We start from the raw sequence: 14,110 nt of genomic DNA on the forward strand, positions 1-14,110 counted from the left end.
ACCTCTGGACGTTTCGGTTAATCTTCTCTAACCTAACACGAGTTAGTCGTCATTAACTCAATTGCGACGGGACCTCGATGACTTCACCGGCTGCGAATCGCCAGGCGCACCTGCAGCTCGTCGAGCAGTTGCGTTGCAAACTGGCCGAGGCCGCGCGCGGCGGACCCGAACGCGCCCGCGAGCGCCACGTCGAGCGCGGCAAGCTGCTTCCGCGCGACCGGGTCGACGGTCTGCTCGATCCGGGCAGTCCACTGCTGGAGGTCGCCCCGCTGGCCGCCGACGGCATGTACGACGACCAGTGCCCGGCCGCCGGGATGATCACCGGCATCGGCCGCGTCTCGGGGCGGGAGTGCATGATCGTGGCCAATGATGCCACGGTCAAAGGCGGCACCTACTACCCGGTGACGGTCAAGAAGCATCTGCGGGCCCAGGAGATCGCGCTGCAGAACCGGCTGCCGTGCATCTACCTCGTCGACTCCGGCGGCGCGTTCCTGCCCCGCCAGGACGAGGTGTTCCCGGATCGTGAGCACTTCGGCCGCATCTTCTACAACCAGGCCACCATGAGCGCGCAGGGCATTCCGCAGATCGCCGCCGTGCTCGGATCGTGCACCGCAGGCGGAGCCTATGTGCCCGCCATGAGCGACGAGGCGGTGATCGTCCGCAACCAGGGCACGATCTTCCTCGGTGGCCCGCCGCTGGTGAAGGCCGCCACCGGCGAGGTGGTCACCGCCGAAGAGCTCGGCGGCGGCGAGCTGCACTCCAAGACCTCCGGCGTCACCGACCACCTGGCTCATGACGACCGCGACGCGCTGCGCATCGTGCGCCGCATCATCGCCACGCTGGGCCCTCGCGAGCAACGGCCCTGGGATGTCCGCCCGGCTGTCGACCCGATCGCCGATCAGGACGAGCTCTACGACGTGGTGCCGGTCGACGCGCGGGTGCCCTACGACGTGCACGAGGTCATCACCCGCATCGTCGACGGTGGTGAGTTCACCGAGTTCAAAGCGGAGTACGGCACCACGCTGGTCACCGGGTTCGCCCACATCCACGGTCATCCCGTCGGCATCGTCGCCAACAACGGCGTGCTGTTCGGCGAATCTGCGCTCAAGGGAGCGCATTTCATCGAGCTGTGCGACAAGCGGACGGTGCCCCTGGTGTTCCTGCAGAACATCACCGGCTTCATGGTCGGCCGCGACTACGAGGCGAGCGGCATCGCCAAGCACGGCGCCAAGATGGTGACCGCAGTGGCCTGCGCGCGGGCGCCCAAGCTGACCGTGGTGATCGGCGGTTCCTATGGTGCAGGCAACTACTCGATGTGCGGGCGGGCCTACTCGCCGCGCTTCCTGTGGATGTGGCCCAACGCCCGGATCTCGGTGATGGGCGGCGAACAGGCCGCATCGGTGCTGGCCACCGTGCGCGGCGAGATGACACCCGAGCAGGAAGACGCCTTCAAGGCCCCGATCCGCGCCCAGTACGAACACCAGGGCAATCCGTACTACTCGACCGCCCGGTTGTGGGACGACGGCGTCATCGATCCCGCCGACACCAGAACAGTTCTGGGACTGGCGCTTTCGGTCACCGCCAACGCACCCGTCGAACCGGTGTCCTACGGCGTCTTCAGGATGTGACGATGTTTACCAGTGTCCTTGTCGCCAACCGGGGCGAGATCGCCGTGCGCGTCATCCGCACGCTGCGGGCCATGGGCATCCGCTCCGTCGCGGTCTACAGCGACGCCGACGCCGACGCCCGTCACGTCGCCGAGGCCGACGTGGCCGTGCGCATCGGGCCGTCGCCGGCCCGGCAGAGCTACCTCGACATCGACGCCGTGGTGGCAGCGGCCCTGCGGACCGGGGCGCAGGCCGTCCATCCCGGGTACGGATTCCTCGCGGAGAACGCCGATTTCGCCGCCGCGCTGGAACGAGCCGGGCTGACGTTCATCGGGCCGCCGTCCGGTGCGATCCGCACCATGGGCGACAAGATCGCGGCCAAGGCCGCGGTGTCCGCGTTCGGAGTGCCCGTGGTTCCCGGGATCGCCCGGCCCGGTCTGTCCGACGCCGAGCTCATCGCCGCGGCCGGCGACATCGGTTTCCCGATCCTGGTCAAACCGTCCGCAGGCGGCGGCGGCAAGGGCATGCGGCGCGTCGACGACGCCGCCGAACTGCCCGCCGCCCTGGCCGCTGCACGCCGCGAGTCCGGCGCGGCGTTCGGCGACGACACCCTGTTCCTCGAGCGGTTCGTGTTGCAGCCCAGGCACATCGAGGTCCAGGTGCTGGCCGACACCTACGGCACCGTGCTGCACCTCGGCGAGCGTGAGTGCAGTCTGCAGCGCCGCCATCAGAAGGTCATCGAGGAGGCACCGTCACCGCTGCTGGACGGCGCCACCCGCGCCCGCATTGGCGCCGCGGCCTGCGACACCGCGCGGAGTGTGGACTACGTCGGCGCGGGCACAGTCGAGTTCATCGTCTCCGCCGACCGGCCCGACGAGTTCTTCTTCATGGAGATGAACACCCGCTTGCAGGTCGAACATCCGGTCACCGAGATGGTGACCGGATGGGATCTCGTCGAATGGCAGGTGCGCATCGCGGCGGGGGAGCAACTGCATGCCCGCCAGGACGACATCACAATGGACGGGCACGCGATCGAGGCACGCGTGTACGCCGAGGACCCCGCTGCCGGGTTCCTGCCGACCGGCGGCCCGGTACTCGGCCTGCTGGAACCGTCCGGCGGGCAGGAGCGGAGCGACTCGGGGTTGAATCCACGCGTGCGGGTGGATTCCGGCCTGTCGGTGGGGATGACGATCGGCAGTGACTACGACCCGATGCTGTCGAAGGTGATCGCCCACGGCGAGGACCGCTCTGCCACACTGCGATCGCTGGACCGGGCGCTGTCGGGCACCGCCGTGCTCGGTGTCGGCACCAACGTCGAGTTCCTGCGGTTCCTGCTCGCCGATGACGACGTCGCCGCCGGCCGGCTCGACACCGGCATCATCGACCGCATCGTGTTCACCGCCGAGCCGCCCGGTGACGACGTGTTCATCGCAGCTGCGGCCTATCGTTGGCTGCAATTGTGGTCCCGGGCCGGTGCCGACCCGTGGGACGTGCCGACGGGCTGGCGCCTCGGCGAACCGGCGCCCACCAGTTTCCGGCTGCGCTCTGGTGCGCGCACCGACCACGTGCACGTCACCGGCAACCCCGAGCGCGCCGCTGCACGGGTCGAAGACGGCGAAAGTCGTTCCCTGTCAGCTCGATTGAACGGCGATGTGCTGTCGGTGACCATCGACGGCATCCGTGCCGCCTACGTCGTCGCCTGCTCCGGTCATCAGATCTGGCTGGCCGGTGAGGGTCGCTCGGTGTTGGTCGAGGAGGTTCGCGAGGCGCCGGTGCGGCCCGACGACGAACACAGCGGGGATGCCGATCTGGTCAGCCCGATGCCCGGGTCGGTTGTGGCCGTGGGTGTTTCCGACGGTGATACCGTGTCCGCCGGGACGGTCGTGGTGGCCGTCGAGGCGATGAAGATGGAGCATTCGCTGACCGCGCCGGTCGACGGTGTGGTGGAACTTCTGGTCGCCGTGGGCGATCAGGTCAAGGTTGGCCAGTTGCTGGCCAAGGTCATAGCCGCCGAAGAACAGAAGGCAACGTCCGATGAGTGACTTCCTGTCCACGGGAACCCTTCCCGACGAATACGAGCAGCTCGCCAAGACCGTGCGCGATTTCACCCGCACCGCGGTCGCCCCCGTCGCTGCCAAACACGACGCCGAGCACTCCTTCCCCTACGAGATCGTGGCCGGCATGGCCGAGATGGGCCTGTTCGGCCTGCCGTTCCCGGAGGCGTACGGCGGCATGGGCGGTGACTACTTCGCCCTGTGCCTGGCACTCGAGGAACTCGGCAAGGTCGACCAGAGCGTGGCGATCACCCTGGAAGCCGGGGTGTCGCTGGGCGCTATGCCCGTCTACCGGTTCGGCAACGAGGCCCAGAAACAGCACTGGCTGCCGCAGCTGACCAGCGGTGCGGCCTTGGGGGCGTTCGGCCTCACCGAGGCAGGCGGCGGCACCGATGCCGGCGCCACCAAGACCACCGCCCGCCTCGACGACGGTCATTGGGTGATCAACGGCTCCAAGCAGTTCATCACAAACTCCGGCACCGACATCACCAAACTGGTCACCGTCACCGTCGTCACGGGAACCGTCGGCGACCGACGCGAGATCTCCTCGATTTTGGTGCCGGTTCCTACACCGGGATTCGCCGCCGAACCGGCCTACGACAAGGTCGGCTGGAATGCCTCCGACACCCATCCGCTCACGTTTGACGACGTCCGGGTCCCCGAGGAGAACCTGCTCGGTGAGCGGGGCCGCGGCTACGCCAATTTCCTGCGCATCCTCGACGAGGGACGCATCGCGATTGCCGCGCTGGCCACCGGTGCGGCGCAGGGCTGCGTCGACGAGAGCGTCAAGTACGCCAGGGAGCGCGCCGCCTTCGGCCAGCCGATCGGGCGCTTCCAGGCCATCGAGTTCAAGATCGCCCGGATGGAGGCCCGCGCCCATGTGGCCCGCACCGCGTACTACGACGCCGCGGCTCTGATGCTGGCCGGCAAGCCGTTCAAGAAGGAGGCCGCGATCGCGAAGATGATCGCCAGCGAGGCCGCCATGGACAACGCCCGCGACGCCACCCAGATCCACGGTGGGTACGGATTCATGAACGAGTACACCGTGGCGCGGCACTACCGCGACAGCAAGATCCTCGAAATCGGCGAAGGAACAACCGAAGTGCAGCTGATGCTGATCGCGCGCGAGCTGGGCGTCGCATGAGCGAGGCCACCGAGGAGAAGGTCGTCGAGCAGCGCGGGCTGTGGTACGAGGAGTTCGAGCTCGGGGTGCGTTACCTGCACCGCCCAGGCCGGACCGTCACCGAGGCCGACAACGTGCTGTTCACCACGCTGACCATGAATACCCAGGCGCTGCATCTGGATGCGGCGTTCTCCGACGCGTTGCCGCCCTTCAACCAGCGGCTGGTCAACTCGATGTTCACGCTGTCCACGCTGGTGGGTCTGTCGGTGGCCCAGCTGACCCAGGGCACCATCGTCGGCAACCTCGGGTTCTCCGAGATCGCCTTTCCCAAGCCGCTGTTCCACGGCGACACCATGTACGCCGAAACCGTGGTGATCGACAAGCGCGAGTCCAAGAGCCGTCCGGGCGAGGGCATCGTGACCTTCGCCCACACCGCGCGAAACCAGCACGGCGACATCGTCGCAACGGCAACGCGCAAGACCATGGTAAGGAAGAAGCCCGCCTGATGGCCCTCGTCGACCCCGGCCCGGCCTGGCTGTTCTGCCCGGCCGACCGTCCGGACCGTTTCGAAAAAGCCGCGGCCGCAGCCGATGTCGTCATCCTCGACCTGGAGGACGGGGTGGCGGCCAAGGACCGCGAAGCGGCGCGCGAAGCACTGCTGACCACCCGGCTGGACCCCGCCCGCACGGTGGTGCGGGTCAACCCCTCCACCACCGAGGACCACAAGCGCGACCTCGAGGTCGTCGCCCGCACCGCGTACACGACGGTGATGCTGGCCAAGACCGAGTCGGCCGAGCACGTGGCCGCGCTGGCGCCCCTGAACGTGGTGGTGCTCGTCGAGACCCCGCTGGGAGCGCTCGCGGTGACCGACACCGCCCGGGTGGACAACACCTACGCGGTGATGTGGGGTGCCGAGGACCTCTTCGCCGTGACCGGCGGCACCAGCAACCGCTACCCCGACGGCACCTATCGCGAGGTAGCGCAGCACGTGCGGTCGCAGAGCCTGCTGGCCGCGAAGGCATTCGGCAAGCTCGCACTGGACTCGGTGTTCCTCGACATCAAGAACCTCGACGGCCTGCGCGTCGAAGTCGACGACGCCGTCGCCGTCGGCTTCGACGTCAAGGTCGCCATCCATCCCAGCCAGGTGGCGGTCATCCGCGAGGGGTACCGACCCACCGCCGAACAGGCGCAGTGGGCGCGACACGTGCTGGCCACCGCCCGCGATGAGCGCGGCGTCTTCGCGTTCGAGGGCATAATGGTAGATGCCCCGGTGCTGCGGCGAGCAGAGCGCATCGTCCAGCTCTCGGCCGATCCCGGCCGTTAGCTGGCACTCCGCCACAACGGATTTTGCTCTGACCGCCTCCGCACCGAGCAGACCTGAGGTCGTGACGGCCGAACATGCCGTCGACGTGGCCACAAGGAGGCGGCATGGGTCAGTTGGTGCAGCACATCGCACCGGACGGAACCGCGACAGTGGACTCCGACTACCGCCTGCCGCCGGAAACCTCGGCCTGGCTCTACGAAAACCTGGTCATCGCCCGCGATCTCGACGGCGAGTTCGTCAACCTGCAACGGCAGGGTGAGCTGGCCCTCTACGCATCGTGTCGCGGTCAAGAGGCCGCCCAGGTCGGTGCGGCGGCCTGCCTGCGCAAGACCGACTGGCTCTTCCCGCAGTATCGCGAGCTCGGCGCCTTCCTGGTGCGCGGCATCGCGCCGGGGCAGATGGCCGCGGTGTGGCGCGGTTCGTGGCATGGCGGCCTGGAGTTCACCCGGAAATGCTGCGCTCCGATCGCCATTCCCATCGCCACCCACGCCCTGCACGCCGTCGGCGCCGCGATGGCCGCCCAGCGGCTCGGCGAGGATTCGGTGACCGTGGCCTTCCTCGGCGACGGCGCCACCAGCGAGGGCGATGCCCACGAGGCGCTGAACCTCGCCGCCGTGGACAAGGTGCCGTGCGTGTTCTTCGTCCAGAACAACCAGTGGGCGATCTCGGTGCCGGTGAGCCGCCAGCACGCGGCCGTGTCGATCGCGCACCGCGCCTCCGGGTACGGGATGCCCGGAGTCATGGTGGACGGCAACGACGTCCTGGCCTGCTACGCGGTGATGAGCGAGGCAGCCGCCCGGGCCCGCGCCGGCGAGGGCCCCACTCTGATCGAGGCCGTCACCTACCGGATGGGGCCGCACACCACCTCCGACGATCCCACCCGATACCAACCCGCCGACGAGCTCGCCGAGTGGGCCGCGCGCGACCCGATCACCCGCTACCGCAAGTACTTACAGGACCTCGGCGTGCTCACCGACCGGTTGGAGCAGCGGGTCGCCGCCCGCTCGGCACGGTTGCGGGCCGAGCTGCGCGACGCGGTGGTCGACGCCCCGGACCCGGACGTGGCCGAGCTCTTCGAGCACGTCTACGCCGAGACCCCGCCGCTGCTGGCGGCCCAGCGCGAGCAGCTGCTCGCCGAGATGGCGAAGGAGACCTGAGATGACCCAGATCATCGAACGGCCACCGAAGTTGACCGACCTGCCCGAGGTCACGAGCGTGACCATGGCCCAGGCGATCAACCGCGCGCTGCACGACGCGATGGCAGCCGACGATCGTGTGCTGGTGTTCGGTGAGGACGTCGCCACGCTGGGCGGGGTGTTCCGGGTGACCGAGGGGCTGTCCGAAACCTTCGGTACCCAACGGTGTTTCGACACCCCGCTGGCGGAGTCGGCCATCATCGGAATCGCCGTCGGCCTGGCGATCCGCGGTTTCGTCCCGGTGCCCGAGATCCAGTTCGACGGGTTCTCCTACCCGGCGTTCGATCAGATGGTCAGCCACCTCGCCAAGTACCGGATGCGCACCCGAGGTGAGGTCGACATGCCGGTGACCGTGCGGATTCCGTCGTTCGGCGGGATCGGCGCTGTCGAGCACCATTCGGAGTCGACCGAGACGTACTGGGTGCACACCGCCGGGCTGAAGGTCGTGGTGCCCTCGACTCCCTCGGACGCGTACTGGCTGCTGCGCCATGCGATCAGCTCCCGCGACCCAGTGGTCTATCTCGAGCCCAAGCGTCGCTACTGGGCGCGTGACGTGGTGGACTTCGCCGAGCCGGCACCGGCGATCGGTCGGGCCGCGGTTCGTCGGTCCGGTGACGACGTCACGGTGCTCACCTATGGCGGTCTGGTCACCACCGCGCTCAATGCCGCCGAAGTCGCGGACTGCGACCTCGAGGTGATCGACCTGCGTTCCTTGAGCCCACTGGACTTCGACACTGTCGCAGAATCAGTCCGCAAGACCGGCCGCGCGGTGGTTATGCATGAGGGGCCGCGCACGTTGGGCTTCGGTGCCGAGCTGGCGGCGCGGATCTCCGAGGAACTGTTTTACGACCTGGAGTCACCGGTGTTGCGCGCCACCGGATTTGACACGCCGTACCCGCCTGCGCGGATGGAGAAGATCTGGCTGCCCGGGGTCGACCGGCTGCTTGACTGCGTCGAGAAAGTGATGCGACGGCCATGAGCGACTTCCTGGTTCCCGACCTCGGTGAGGGCCTGCAGGACGCCACCATCACCCACTGGGCCGTCGCGGTGGGTGACGTCGTCGAACTCAACCAGACCCTGTGCACCGTCGAGACCAACAAGGCCGAGGTCGAAATTCCCAGCCCCTACGTCGGCCGCATCGCGGCACTCGGTGGCGCGGAGGGTGAAACGCTGCCCGTGGGAACCCTGTTGGTGCGCATCGACACCGGCCCGGCCGAGCAGCGGAGGCCGGTTCTGGTCGGCTACGGAACCGACAACGGCATGGACCGCAGCCGCCGGCCGCGCACAGCGCCCAAGGTGCGCAAGCTCGCCGCCGACCTGGCCGTGGATCTGCACGGCCTTGCGCCCTCCGGAGCCGAGGGCATCATCACTGCCCGGGACGTGCTGGCCGCTGCTGGCCCTGAGGCGGAAACCATTGCGGTACAGGGTGTCCGGGCTCGGATGGCCACTCAAATGTCGTTGTCGCGCAGCCGAATTCCCGATGCCCACGCCAGCATGCAGGTGGACTGCTCAGCGCTGCTACGGCTGCGGGACCGGCTGGAGGTCACTCCCTTCGTGCTGACGCTGCGGATGCTGCTGCTGGCGCTGGCGCGCCATCGGCTGCTCAACGCCACATGGATGGAATCCGAAGGCGGACCGCAGATCCGGATGCATCAGGCGGTCCGGCTGGGCGTGGCGGTGGCCACCGAGCGGGGTCTGGTGGTCCCGGTCGTTGCTGACGCGCACACGCTCACCCTGCGGCGGCTCGCAGCCGTCCTCGACGACCTCGTCGAGCGGGCCAGGGCCGGCACGTTGGCTCCTGCGGAACTCGGCGGGTCGACGTTCACGGTGTCGAACTTCGGGGCCCTCGGGCTCGACGAAGGCGTTCCGGTGATCAACTATCCGGAAGCGGCCATCCTGGGTATGGGCTCACTGAAGCCCCGGGCCGTGGTGGTCGGCGACGAGGTGGTGGCGCGGCCGACGATGACGTTGACGTGCGCCTTCGACCACCGGATTGCCGACGGCGCGCAGGTCGCCTCGTTCCTCACCTATCTTCGCGGTCTGATCGAGGCGCCGGAGACCGCACTGCTGGATTGTTAGGGAGCGTGGGTAGGGCGTGTAGCGCCGCCTGCGGCCTCTGCCTGGGCGACCCGACCGCTTGGGCGTGACCGCCGACGAACGTCGGGCGAGACCACCAAGTTGTCGGGCGCGTGATGTACTGTCGAACACATGTTCGAATCACCGGTGGAGATCGATACCGGTGCGGAAGAGTCCGCGCTGGTCGAACGCATTGCCGCGTTGGAGCGGCTCAAGGCCGCCGCCGCGGCGGGCCAGGCCCGGTTGGCGGTGGCGTTGGATAGCGCACGCCGGGCGGCGGAGGCGGCGGCCGGGGTGCCGGCTGCCCGGCGCGGTCGTGGGGTAGCCACCGAGGTGGCCCTGGCCCGCCGGGATTGCCCGGCCCGCGGTGGGCGGCATCTGGGGTTCGCCAAGGCTTTGGTGCACGAGATGCCCCATACGTTGGCTGCGCTCGAGGCGGGGGTGCTCTCCGAGTGGCGGGCCACCTTGCTGGTGCGCGAGTCGGCCTGCCTCGACGTCGAGGACCGGACACGTCTGGATGCTGAGTTGTGCGCCGATCCGGCCGGTCTGGAGGGTCTCGGGGATGCCGCCTTGGTGGCCGCGGCCAAGGCGATCGCCTACCGACTCGATCCCCACGCCGTGGTCGAGCGCGCCGCCAAAGCGGCCAGCGAGCGCACCGTCACCATCCGGCCCGCCCCCGACACCATGACCTACCTGACCGCGCTGCTGCCGGTGGCCCAGGGAGTCTCGGTGTACGCCGCCCTCAAACGCCAGGCCGATCTGTGCTGTGATGGCCGCTCGCGCGGTCAGGTCATGGCCGACACCCTCCTCGAGCGGATCACCGGCCGCCCCGCTGATGTGCCGGTGCCAGTCGCGGTCAACGTGGTGATCTCCGATCAAGCCCTCCTCGGGGCCGAACACGCTGCCGCGGTGATCGCCGGCTACGGGTCGGTGCCCTCCGCGCTCGCCCAGAAGATGCTCTGCGACGCGGTCACTGACGAGCGTTCCCGGGCCACCCTGCGCCGGCTGTACGCTCGACCCGACAGCGGAGCTCTGGTGGCCATGGACTCGCGCGCGCGACTGTTCCCCAAAGGCCTCGCGCAGTTCGTCGCACTGCGCGACCAACGCTGCCGCACACCCTACTGCGACGCCCCGATCCGCCACACCGACCACACCACACCACACCGCCTCGGCGGTGCGACCAATGCACTCAACGGGGCAGGAATGTGCCAGGCCTGCAACCACACCAAAGAAGCCCCCGGCTGGCAGGTGAGCGCCGACATCGATCAGACCGGTACACACACCACCGAATTCACCACCCCCACGGGGGCGCGTTACCACTCCCGAGCCCCACGGGCCCCGGGCACACCCCACCAGCAGCCCACCGAAATCGAGATTTACCTCAACGGCGAACTACTCAAAATCGTCGCCGCCTGACCCCAACGCTTCTGGGCAGCGGCCAGCAGGTCCTTGAACTCCGGTGATTCGATGGACGCTGCCCGCGGGCGGCGCTTCGGGCGCAACGCAACCGGCAGCCCGGTTGCTCAGGGCTTGAGCGGGCTGTAGAAGACGATGCCGTTGCCCTTGTTGTCATAGACGACGGCGCGACGCTCGTGGGCGTCGTCGTACGGGCCCTTGACGATGCCGCCGCCGCTTTCCTCCGCGGCCTTCGCTGCGGCGTCGACGTCGGCGGTCTTGATGCCGACGACGACCTGTCCCGGGATCGGATGGTCGATCTCGGTGGCGAGAGCGAGCGTGACCGGGCCGCCGTCGAGGGCCGCGAAATGTGTTCCGTCACGGAACTTCAGCGCCATCCCCAGTGTCTCGCTGTAGAACCGGATCGACTCGTCCAGGTCATCGGTGGACAAGATGATCATCTTGACTTCATGGTCGCTCACGTGTGCCTCCTGTGGCTGAAGCCAGCGCGCCCCCGACAGGTTGGCTGGCAGCGCGATTGTAGCGACTGCGGTCAGGGTCAGCAGGCCATCCTGGTTGAAGAAGAAGATGATGATCGCATCGTCGGAGATCGCGAACCGCTGGCACGAAGGCGCAGTGAGGTCGTCGGCAGCCGCCGTCGGAACATGGGTCAGCAGTTGTTGGCGGACTACCGGGTTCGGTACCACCAGCGGGTCTGAGCCGGGCTTGAACACCGTCTCGAAGGTGACCGGCGCACGATTGGCCAGACTGTGGGTGAGCGCCTTGTAGGTGGGCGACCGTGGCGCGTTCTCGACGAAATTTGCGCCCCCGGCAGGAATCGAACCTGCGACCTAGGGATTAGAAGGCCCTTGCTCTATCCGACTGAGCTACGGAGGCAGCGCGGGGGTAATTCTAGTCGGGCGAATTAGCCACAACCGGGCACCTGCGGTCTTTGCGGTTTCACATCTGGTTGAGTCCAACCTCAAACGGCGGCGAACCTGACCTGCAATCCGTCCAGCAGTCGTTGCACCTCGTTACGCTTTTCCCGCAGCCGCAGCACCGGTTCGGGGGTGCGCGAGCTGCCCCGGCCGGCGTCCAGGCGGTTGGCCCAGCGCACCTGCGCCATGGCAATGAGCTCCTCGAGTTCAGCGATCTCTGCCCTCATCACCTCGGCAAACACCCTGGCCTGGGCGGCGTCATTGGGATGGAAGGGGCGTGCCAGCCGGTTCAGCCTGCGCCCGACTGGGTGCCAATTCTCCAGAAGCATTCACAAATCGTCCGATGATCCACCTGGAGTTTCCTGACAGTGTTGCGGGCAGGCATGCCGCGGACATCCGGCGTTCACTTTGCTGCAGCAGCCGAGCTACCTCGTTTCGTGTCGAATTGCGGGCGCGCGGCCAGTGACGATGCGGTCAGCGCGTCAAGGCTCGGAAGAATCCCGTTGGGTTCGACCGCAATTGGCTATGGTTGTGACGGGCGGCACACACGGAGGGCCCGCGGGCCGCCCCCAACCGGGCAAACGCCTTAGCTTGGCTAAGCGTCAAGGAGTCCCACCGCGCACGAGCAGTCCGATCGAGCAGGTCACCGCCGCCGCTCTGCGTGGCCTGAGGGCTCACGCCGATCCGGTGCGGGGGTCGAGGTACAACGGCGGTTGCGGCGGCTGGTTGAAGTCGAACATCCCGTTCAGCGATCCGGCGCGGGCGTCGAGTGAGTCGTCGCCGATGCGACCGGTTGACCAGTTGTCTTCGATGAAGCGCAGGATCGAGGTCTGGTCGGTCTGGGTGTGATCGACGAAATTGGCTCTCGCGTAGGGCGAGATCACCAGCAGCGGAAGTCGCGGGCCGTACCCGCAGCGTCCCTGGTAGACGATCGGCGCCGCCGTCGGGGCGGTGCACAGCCCGGGGCCGGTCAGCGCGTCGGCGGACGTCGTCGACGCCGACACCACCGGTGCGGCCTTGTGGTCGTACCAGCCGTCGGAGTCGTCGTAGGTGATGACGATCGCGGTGTCCTTCCACTCCGGCAGACGCTGCAGGCGGTTGACCGTGTCGACGAGGAACCGCTGTTCGTCGAGGGGATCGGAGTACTGCGCATGGCCGTCCTGGTAGCCCGGTGCCTTCAGGAAGCTGACGGCCGGCAGGTGACCGGCGTCGGCGGCGGTCCAGAAGTCCGACAGGTCGTACTGATGGTTGGCCTGGTCGCTGCGGCCGATGGCGTCGGTCGAACCGGGCGGCAGGTGGTGCGGGTTGGCGGTGGACGGGTAGTACTGGAACGGCTCGTGGTGGGGGATGTAGTCACCCTTCGTCCCGAATGGCAGCGGGCCGGAGGTTCCGGTTCCGCCGATCGCCGTTCCGACGTTGTGCTCGGCGCCGCACACCGCGGTGCCGTCGGGTTTGGTCGAGGTGGGCCGGAAGCCGCCCTGGAAGTACCCCCAGGTGATCTTCTTGGCGTTCAGCAGGTCGCCGATGTTCTTGTTGTTGTTGCTGAGCTGGACCTGATCGCGGCTCGAGCAGTCGTCGCCGAACGGCTGGGAGCCGCCGATCAGCGTGTTCTCGATCACCTGGTCAGCGGGGAACGGCTTACCGCCGGGCATGAATTTCTTTGTCACGCCGTGGGTTTGGCCGGAGACCAGGTTCAGGTGGCCGGGTGTCGAGGGGCCGAACGTCGAGTTGTACGAGTTGTCGCTCATGGCGAAGTGCTGTGCGTAGTTCCACAGCGCGGTCACGGTGTTGCCGTCGTAGTAGCCCATCACCATGCCCGGTGCGGAGAAGATCGGCGGTTTGCAGCTGGCGATCTCGGTGTGTTCGACGAACCGGTTCATCGCGCCACCGTTGAAGGCCAGCTGTTCGGGGGTGTAGCCGTGGTCCTGGTCGCAGGTAACGATCTGGCCCGTTCCGCCGAGCCGAACCGGCTGGGACTTGTTCGGGTTGCGGCTGAGCAACTCGGGCGTCAGCCCGTCGACGGCCGGGGTGTCCGGACGCGCGGTGAACGGCTGCCCGTCGGTGTTCGCGGCATGCGGGTAGGTGCCGAAGTAGTGGTCGAAGGACACGTTCTCCCCGATGATCACCACGAGGTGGTGGATCGGCGTGGCCGTGTTCGCCGAACTGGTGAGGGCTGGCTTGTCAGCGCAGGAGGAGGCGACGAGCGCGAAGACCGACGCGACCACGGCCGCGGCTCGGCGAGGATTCGGATGCCACACACCCCGAGTGTGGTGCCATCCGGTGTCCGGTTGGTGAACTTCGGTTGTCGGCGCGCAGACGGAGGTCGTCACCTTTATGACAGAAGCCGTCCGGTGATCCGGCCAATTGCGCGCCGCGCGCCGACTAGCGTGGGAGGGT

12 protein-coding genes and 1 tRNA gene are annotated in these 14,110 nt (G+C 67.9%); 9 read left to right on the forward strand and 4 right to left on the reverse strand.

Translation table 11 applies throughout. From position 1 onward, the window contains the following. Positions 1 to 77 precede the first annotated feature (77 nt). From K9U37_RS09680 to K9U37_RS09720, 9 genes are all read left to right on the forward strand, one after another. Positions 78 to 1,628: a carboxyl transferase domain-containing protein gene (locus tag K9U37_RS09680; protein WP_243071506.1), complete on the forward strand. Its 1,551-nt coding sequence runs from the start codon at positions 78 to 80 to the stop codon at positions 1,626 to 1,628. Positions 1,629 to 1,630: 2 nt separating this feature from the next. Then, positions 1,631 to 3,649, forward strand: a complete 2,019-nt coding sequence (locus K9U37_RS09685; RefSeq protein ID WP_243071507.1) for an acetyl-CoA carboxylase biotin carboxylase subunit — start codon at positions 1,631 to 1,633, stop codon at positions 3,647 to 3,649. Then, entirely contained in the window at positions 3,642 to 4,805 is a 1,164-nt protein-coding gene (locus K9U37_RS09690; RefSeq protein WP_243071508.1) for an acyl-CoA dehydrogenase family protein, read from the forward strand. Before K9U37_RS09685 ends, K9U37_RS09690 begins: the two co-directional genes overlap by 8 nt. Next, positions 4,802 to 5,290: a MaoC family dehydratase gene (locus K9U37_RS09695; RefSeq protein ID WP_243071509.1), complete on the forward strand. Its 489-nt coding sequence runs from the start codon at positions 4,802 to 4,804 to the stop codon at positions 5,288 to 5,290. The genes K9U37_RS09690 and K9U37_RS09695 overlap by 4 nt, the downstream gene beginning before the upstream one ends. Continuing rightward, positions 5,290 to 6,108, forward strand: coding sequence for an HpcH/HpaI aldolase/citrate lyase family protein (locus tag K9U37_RS09700; protein WP_243071510.1), 819 nt, complete (start codon positions 5,290 to 5,292; stop codon positions 6,106 to 6,108). The genes K9U37_RS09695 and K9U37_RS09700 overlap by 1 nt, the downstream gene beginning before the upstream one ends. Before the next feature lie 104 nt (positions 6,109 to 6,212). Further along, positions 6,213 to 7,265, forward strand: a complete 1,053-nt coding sequence (gene pdhA / locus K9U37_RS09705) for a pyruvate dehydrogenase (acetyl-transferring) E1 component subunit alpha (RefSeq protein WP_243071511.1) — start codon at positions 6,213 to 6,215, stop codon at positions 7,263 to 7,265. 1 nt (position 7,266) lies between these two features. After that, a complete protein-coding gene (locus K9U37_RS09710; RefSeq protein WP_243071512.1) occupies positions 7,267 to 8,283 on the forward strand; it encodes an alpha-ketoacid dehydrogenase subunit beta in 1,017 nt (338 codons plus the stop codon). Then, the gene (locus K9U37_RS09715; RefSeq protein ID WP_243071513.1) at positions 8,280 to 9,383 is read left to right on the forward strand and encodes a dihydrolipoamide acetyltransferase family protein; all 1,104 of its coding nucleotides are present in this window, start codon (positions 8,280 to 8,282) and stop codon (positions 9,381 to 9,383) included. The genes K9U37_RS09710 and K9U37_RS09715 overlap by 4 nt, the downstream gene beginning before the upstream one ends. Positions 9,384 to 9,512: 129 nt before the next feature. Next, positions 9,513 to 10,796 carry an HNH endonuclease gene (locus K9U37_RS09720; RefSeq protein WP_243071514.1) on the forward strand — a complete coding sequence of 428 codons (1,284 nt, stop codon included), beginning with the start codon at positions 9,513 to 9,515 and terminating at the stop codon, positions 10,794 to 10,796. Positions 10,797 to 10,903: 107 nt separating this feature from the next. Here the strand turns inward: K9U37_RS09720 and K9U37_RS09725 are convergent, their stop codons facing one another. From K9U37_RS09725 to K9U37_RS09740, 4 genes are all read right to left on the reverse strand, one after another. Continuing rightward, entirely contained in the window at positions 10,904 to 11,257 is a 354-nt protein-coding gene (locus tag K9U37_RS09725) for a VOC family protein (protein ID WP_243073301.1), read from the reverse strand. Positions 11,258 to 11,598: 341 nt separating this feature from the next. Continuing rightward, positions 11,599 to 11,672, reverse strand: a tRNA-Arg gene (locus tag K9U37_RS09730). An 85-nt stretch (positions 11,673 to 11,757) separates the two neighbouring features. After that, positions 11,758 to 12,042, reverse strand: coding sequence for a hypothetical protein (locus K9U37_RS09735; RefSeq protein ID WP_243071515.1), 285 nt, complete (start codon positions 12,040 to 12,042; stop codon positions 11,758 to 11,760). Between the two features lie 345 nt (positions 12,043 to 12,387). Then, positions 12,388 to 13,971 (reverse strand): phospholipase C, encoded by a 1,584-nt coding sequence (locus tag K9U37_RS09740; RefSeq protein WP_243071516.1) that lies wholly within the window; start codon positions 13,969 to 13,971, stop codon positions 12,388 to 12,390. Between the last annotated feature and the right edge of the window lie 139 nt (positions 13,972 to 14,110).

The sequence above is a fragment of the Candidatus Mycolicibacterium alkanivorans genome (assembly GCF_022760805.1).
In the GTDB taxonomy this organism is placed as follows: Bacteria; Actinomycetota; Actinomycetes; order Mycobacteriales; family Mycobacteriaceae; genus Mycobacterium; species Mycobacterium alkanivorans.

Coding starts and splice junctions, on each gene's coding strand:
- K9U37_RS09680 (WP_243071506.1), top strand. CDS start 78: ATGACTTCACCGGCTGCGAATCGCCAGGCGCACCTGCAGCTCGTCGAG.
- K9U37_RS09685 (WP_243071507.1), top strand. CDS start 1,631: ATGTTTACCAGTGTCCTTGTCGCCAACCGGGGCGAGATCGCCGTGCGC.
- K9U37_RS09690 (WP_243071508.1), top strand. CDS start 3,642: ATGAGTGACTTCCTGTCCACGGGAACCCTTCCCGACGAATACGAGCAG.
- K9U37_RS09695 (WP_243071509.1), top strand. CDS start 4,802: ATGAGCGAGGCCACCGAGGAGAAGGTCGTCGAGCAGCGCGGGCTGTGG.
- K9U37_RS09700 (WP_243071510.1), top strand. CDS start 5,290: ATGGCCCTCGTCGACCCCGGCCCGGCCTGGCTGTTCTGCCCGGCCGAC.
- pdhA (WP_243071511.1), top strand. CDS start 6,213: ATGGGTCAGTTGGTGCAGCACATCGCACCGGACGGAACCGCGACAGTG.
- K9U37_RS09710 (WP_243071512.1), top strand. CDS start 7,267: ATGACCCAGATCATCGAACGGCCACCGAAGTTGACCGACCTGCCCGAG.
- K9U37_RS09715 (WP_243071513.1), top strand. CDS start 8,280: ATGAGCGACTTCCTGGTTCCCGACCTCGGTGAGGGCCTGCAGGACGCC.
- K9U37_RS09720 (WP_243071514.1), top strand. CDS start 9,513: ATGTTCGAATCACCGGTGGAGATCGATACCGGTGCGGAAGAGTCCGCG.
- K9U37_RS09735 (WP_243071515.1), bottom strand. CDS start 12,042: ATGCTTCTGGAGAATTGGCACCCAGTCGGGCGCAGGCTGAACCGGCTG.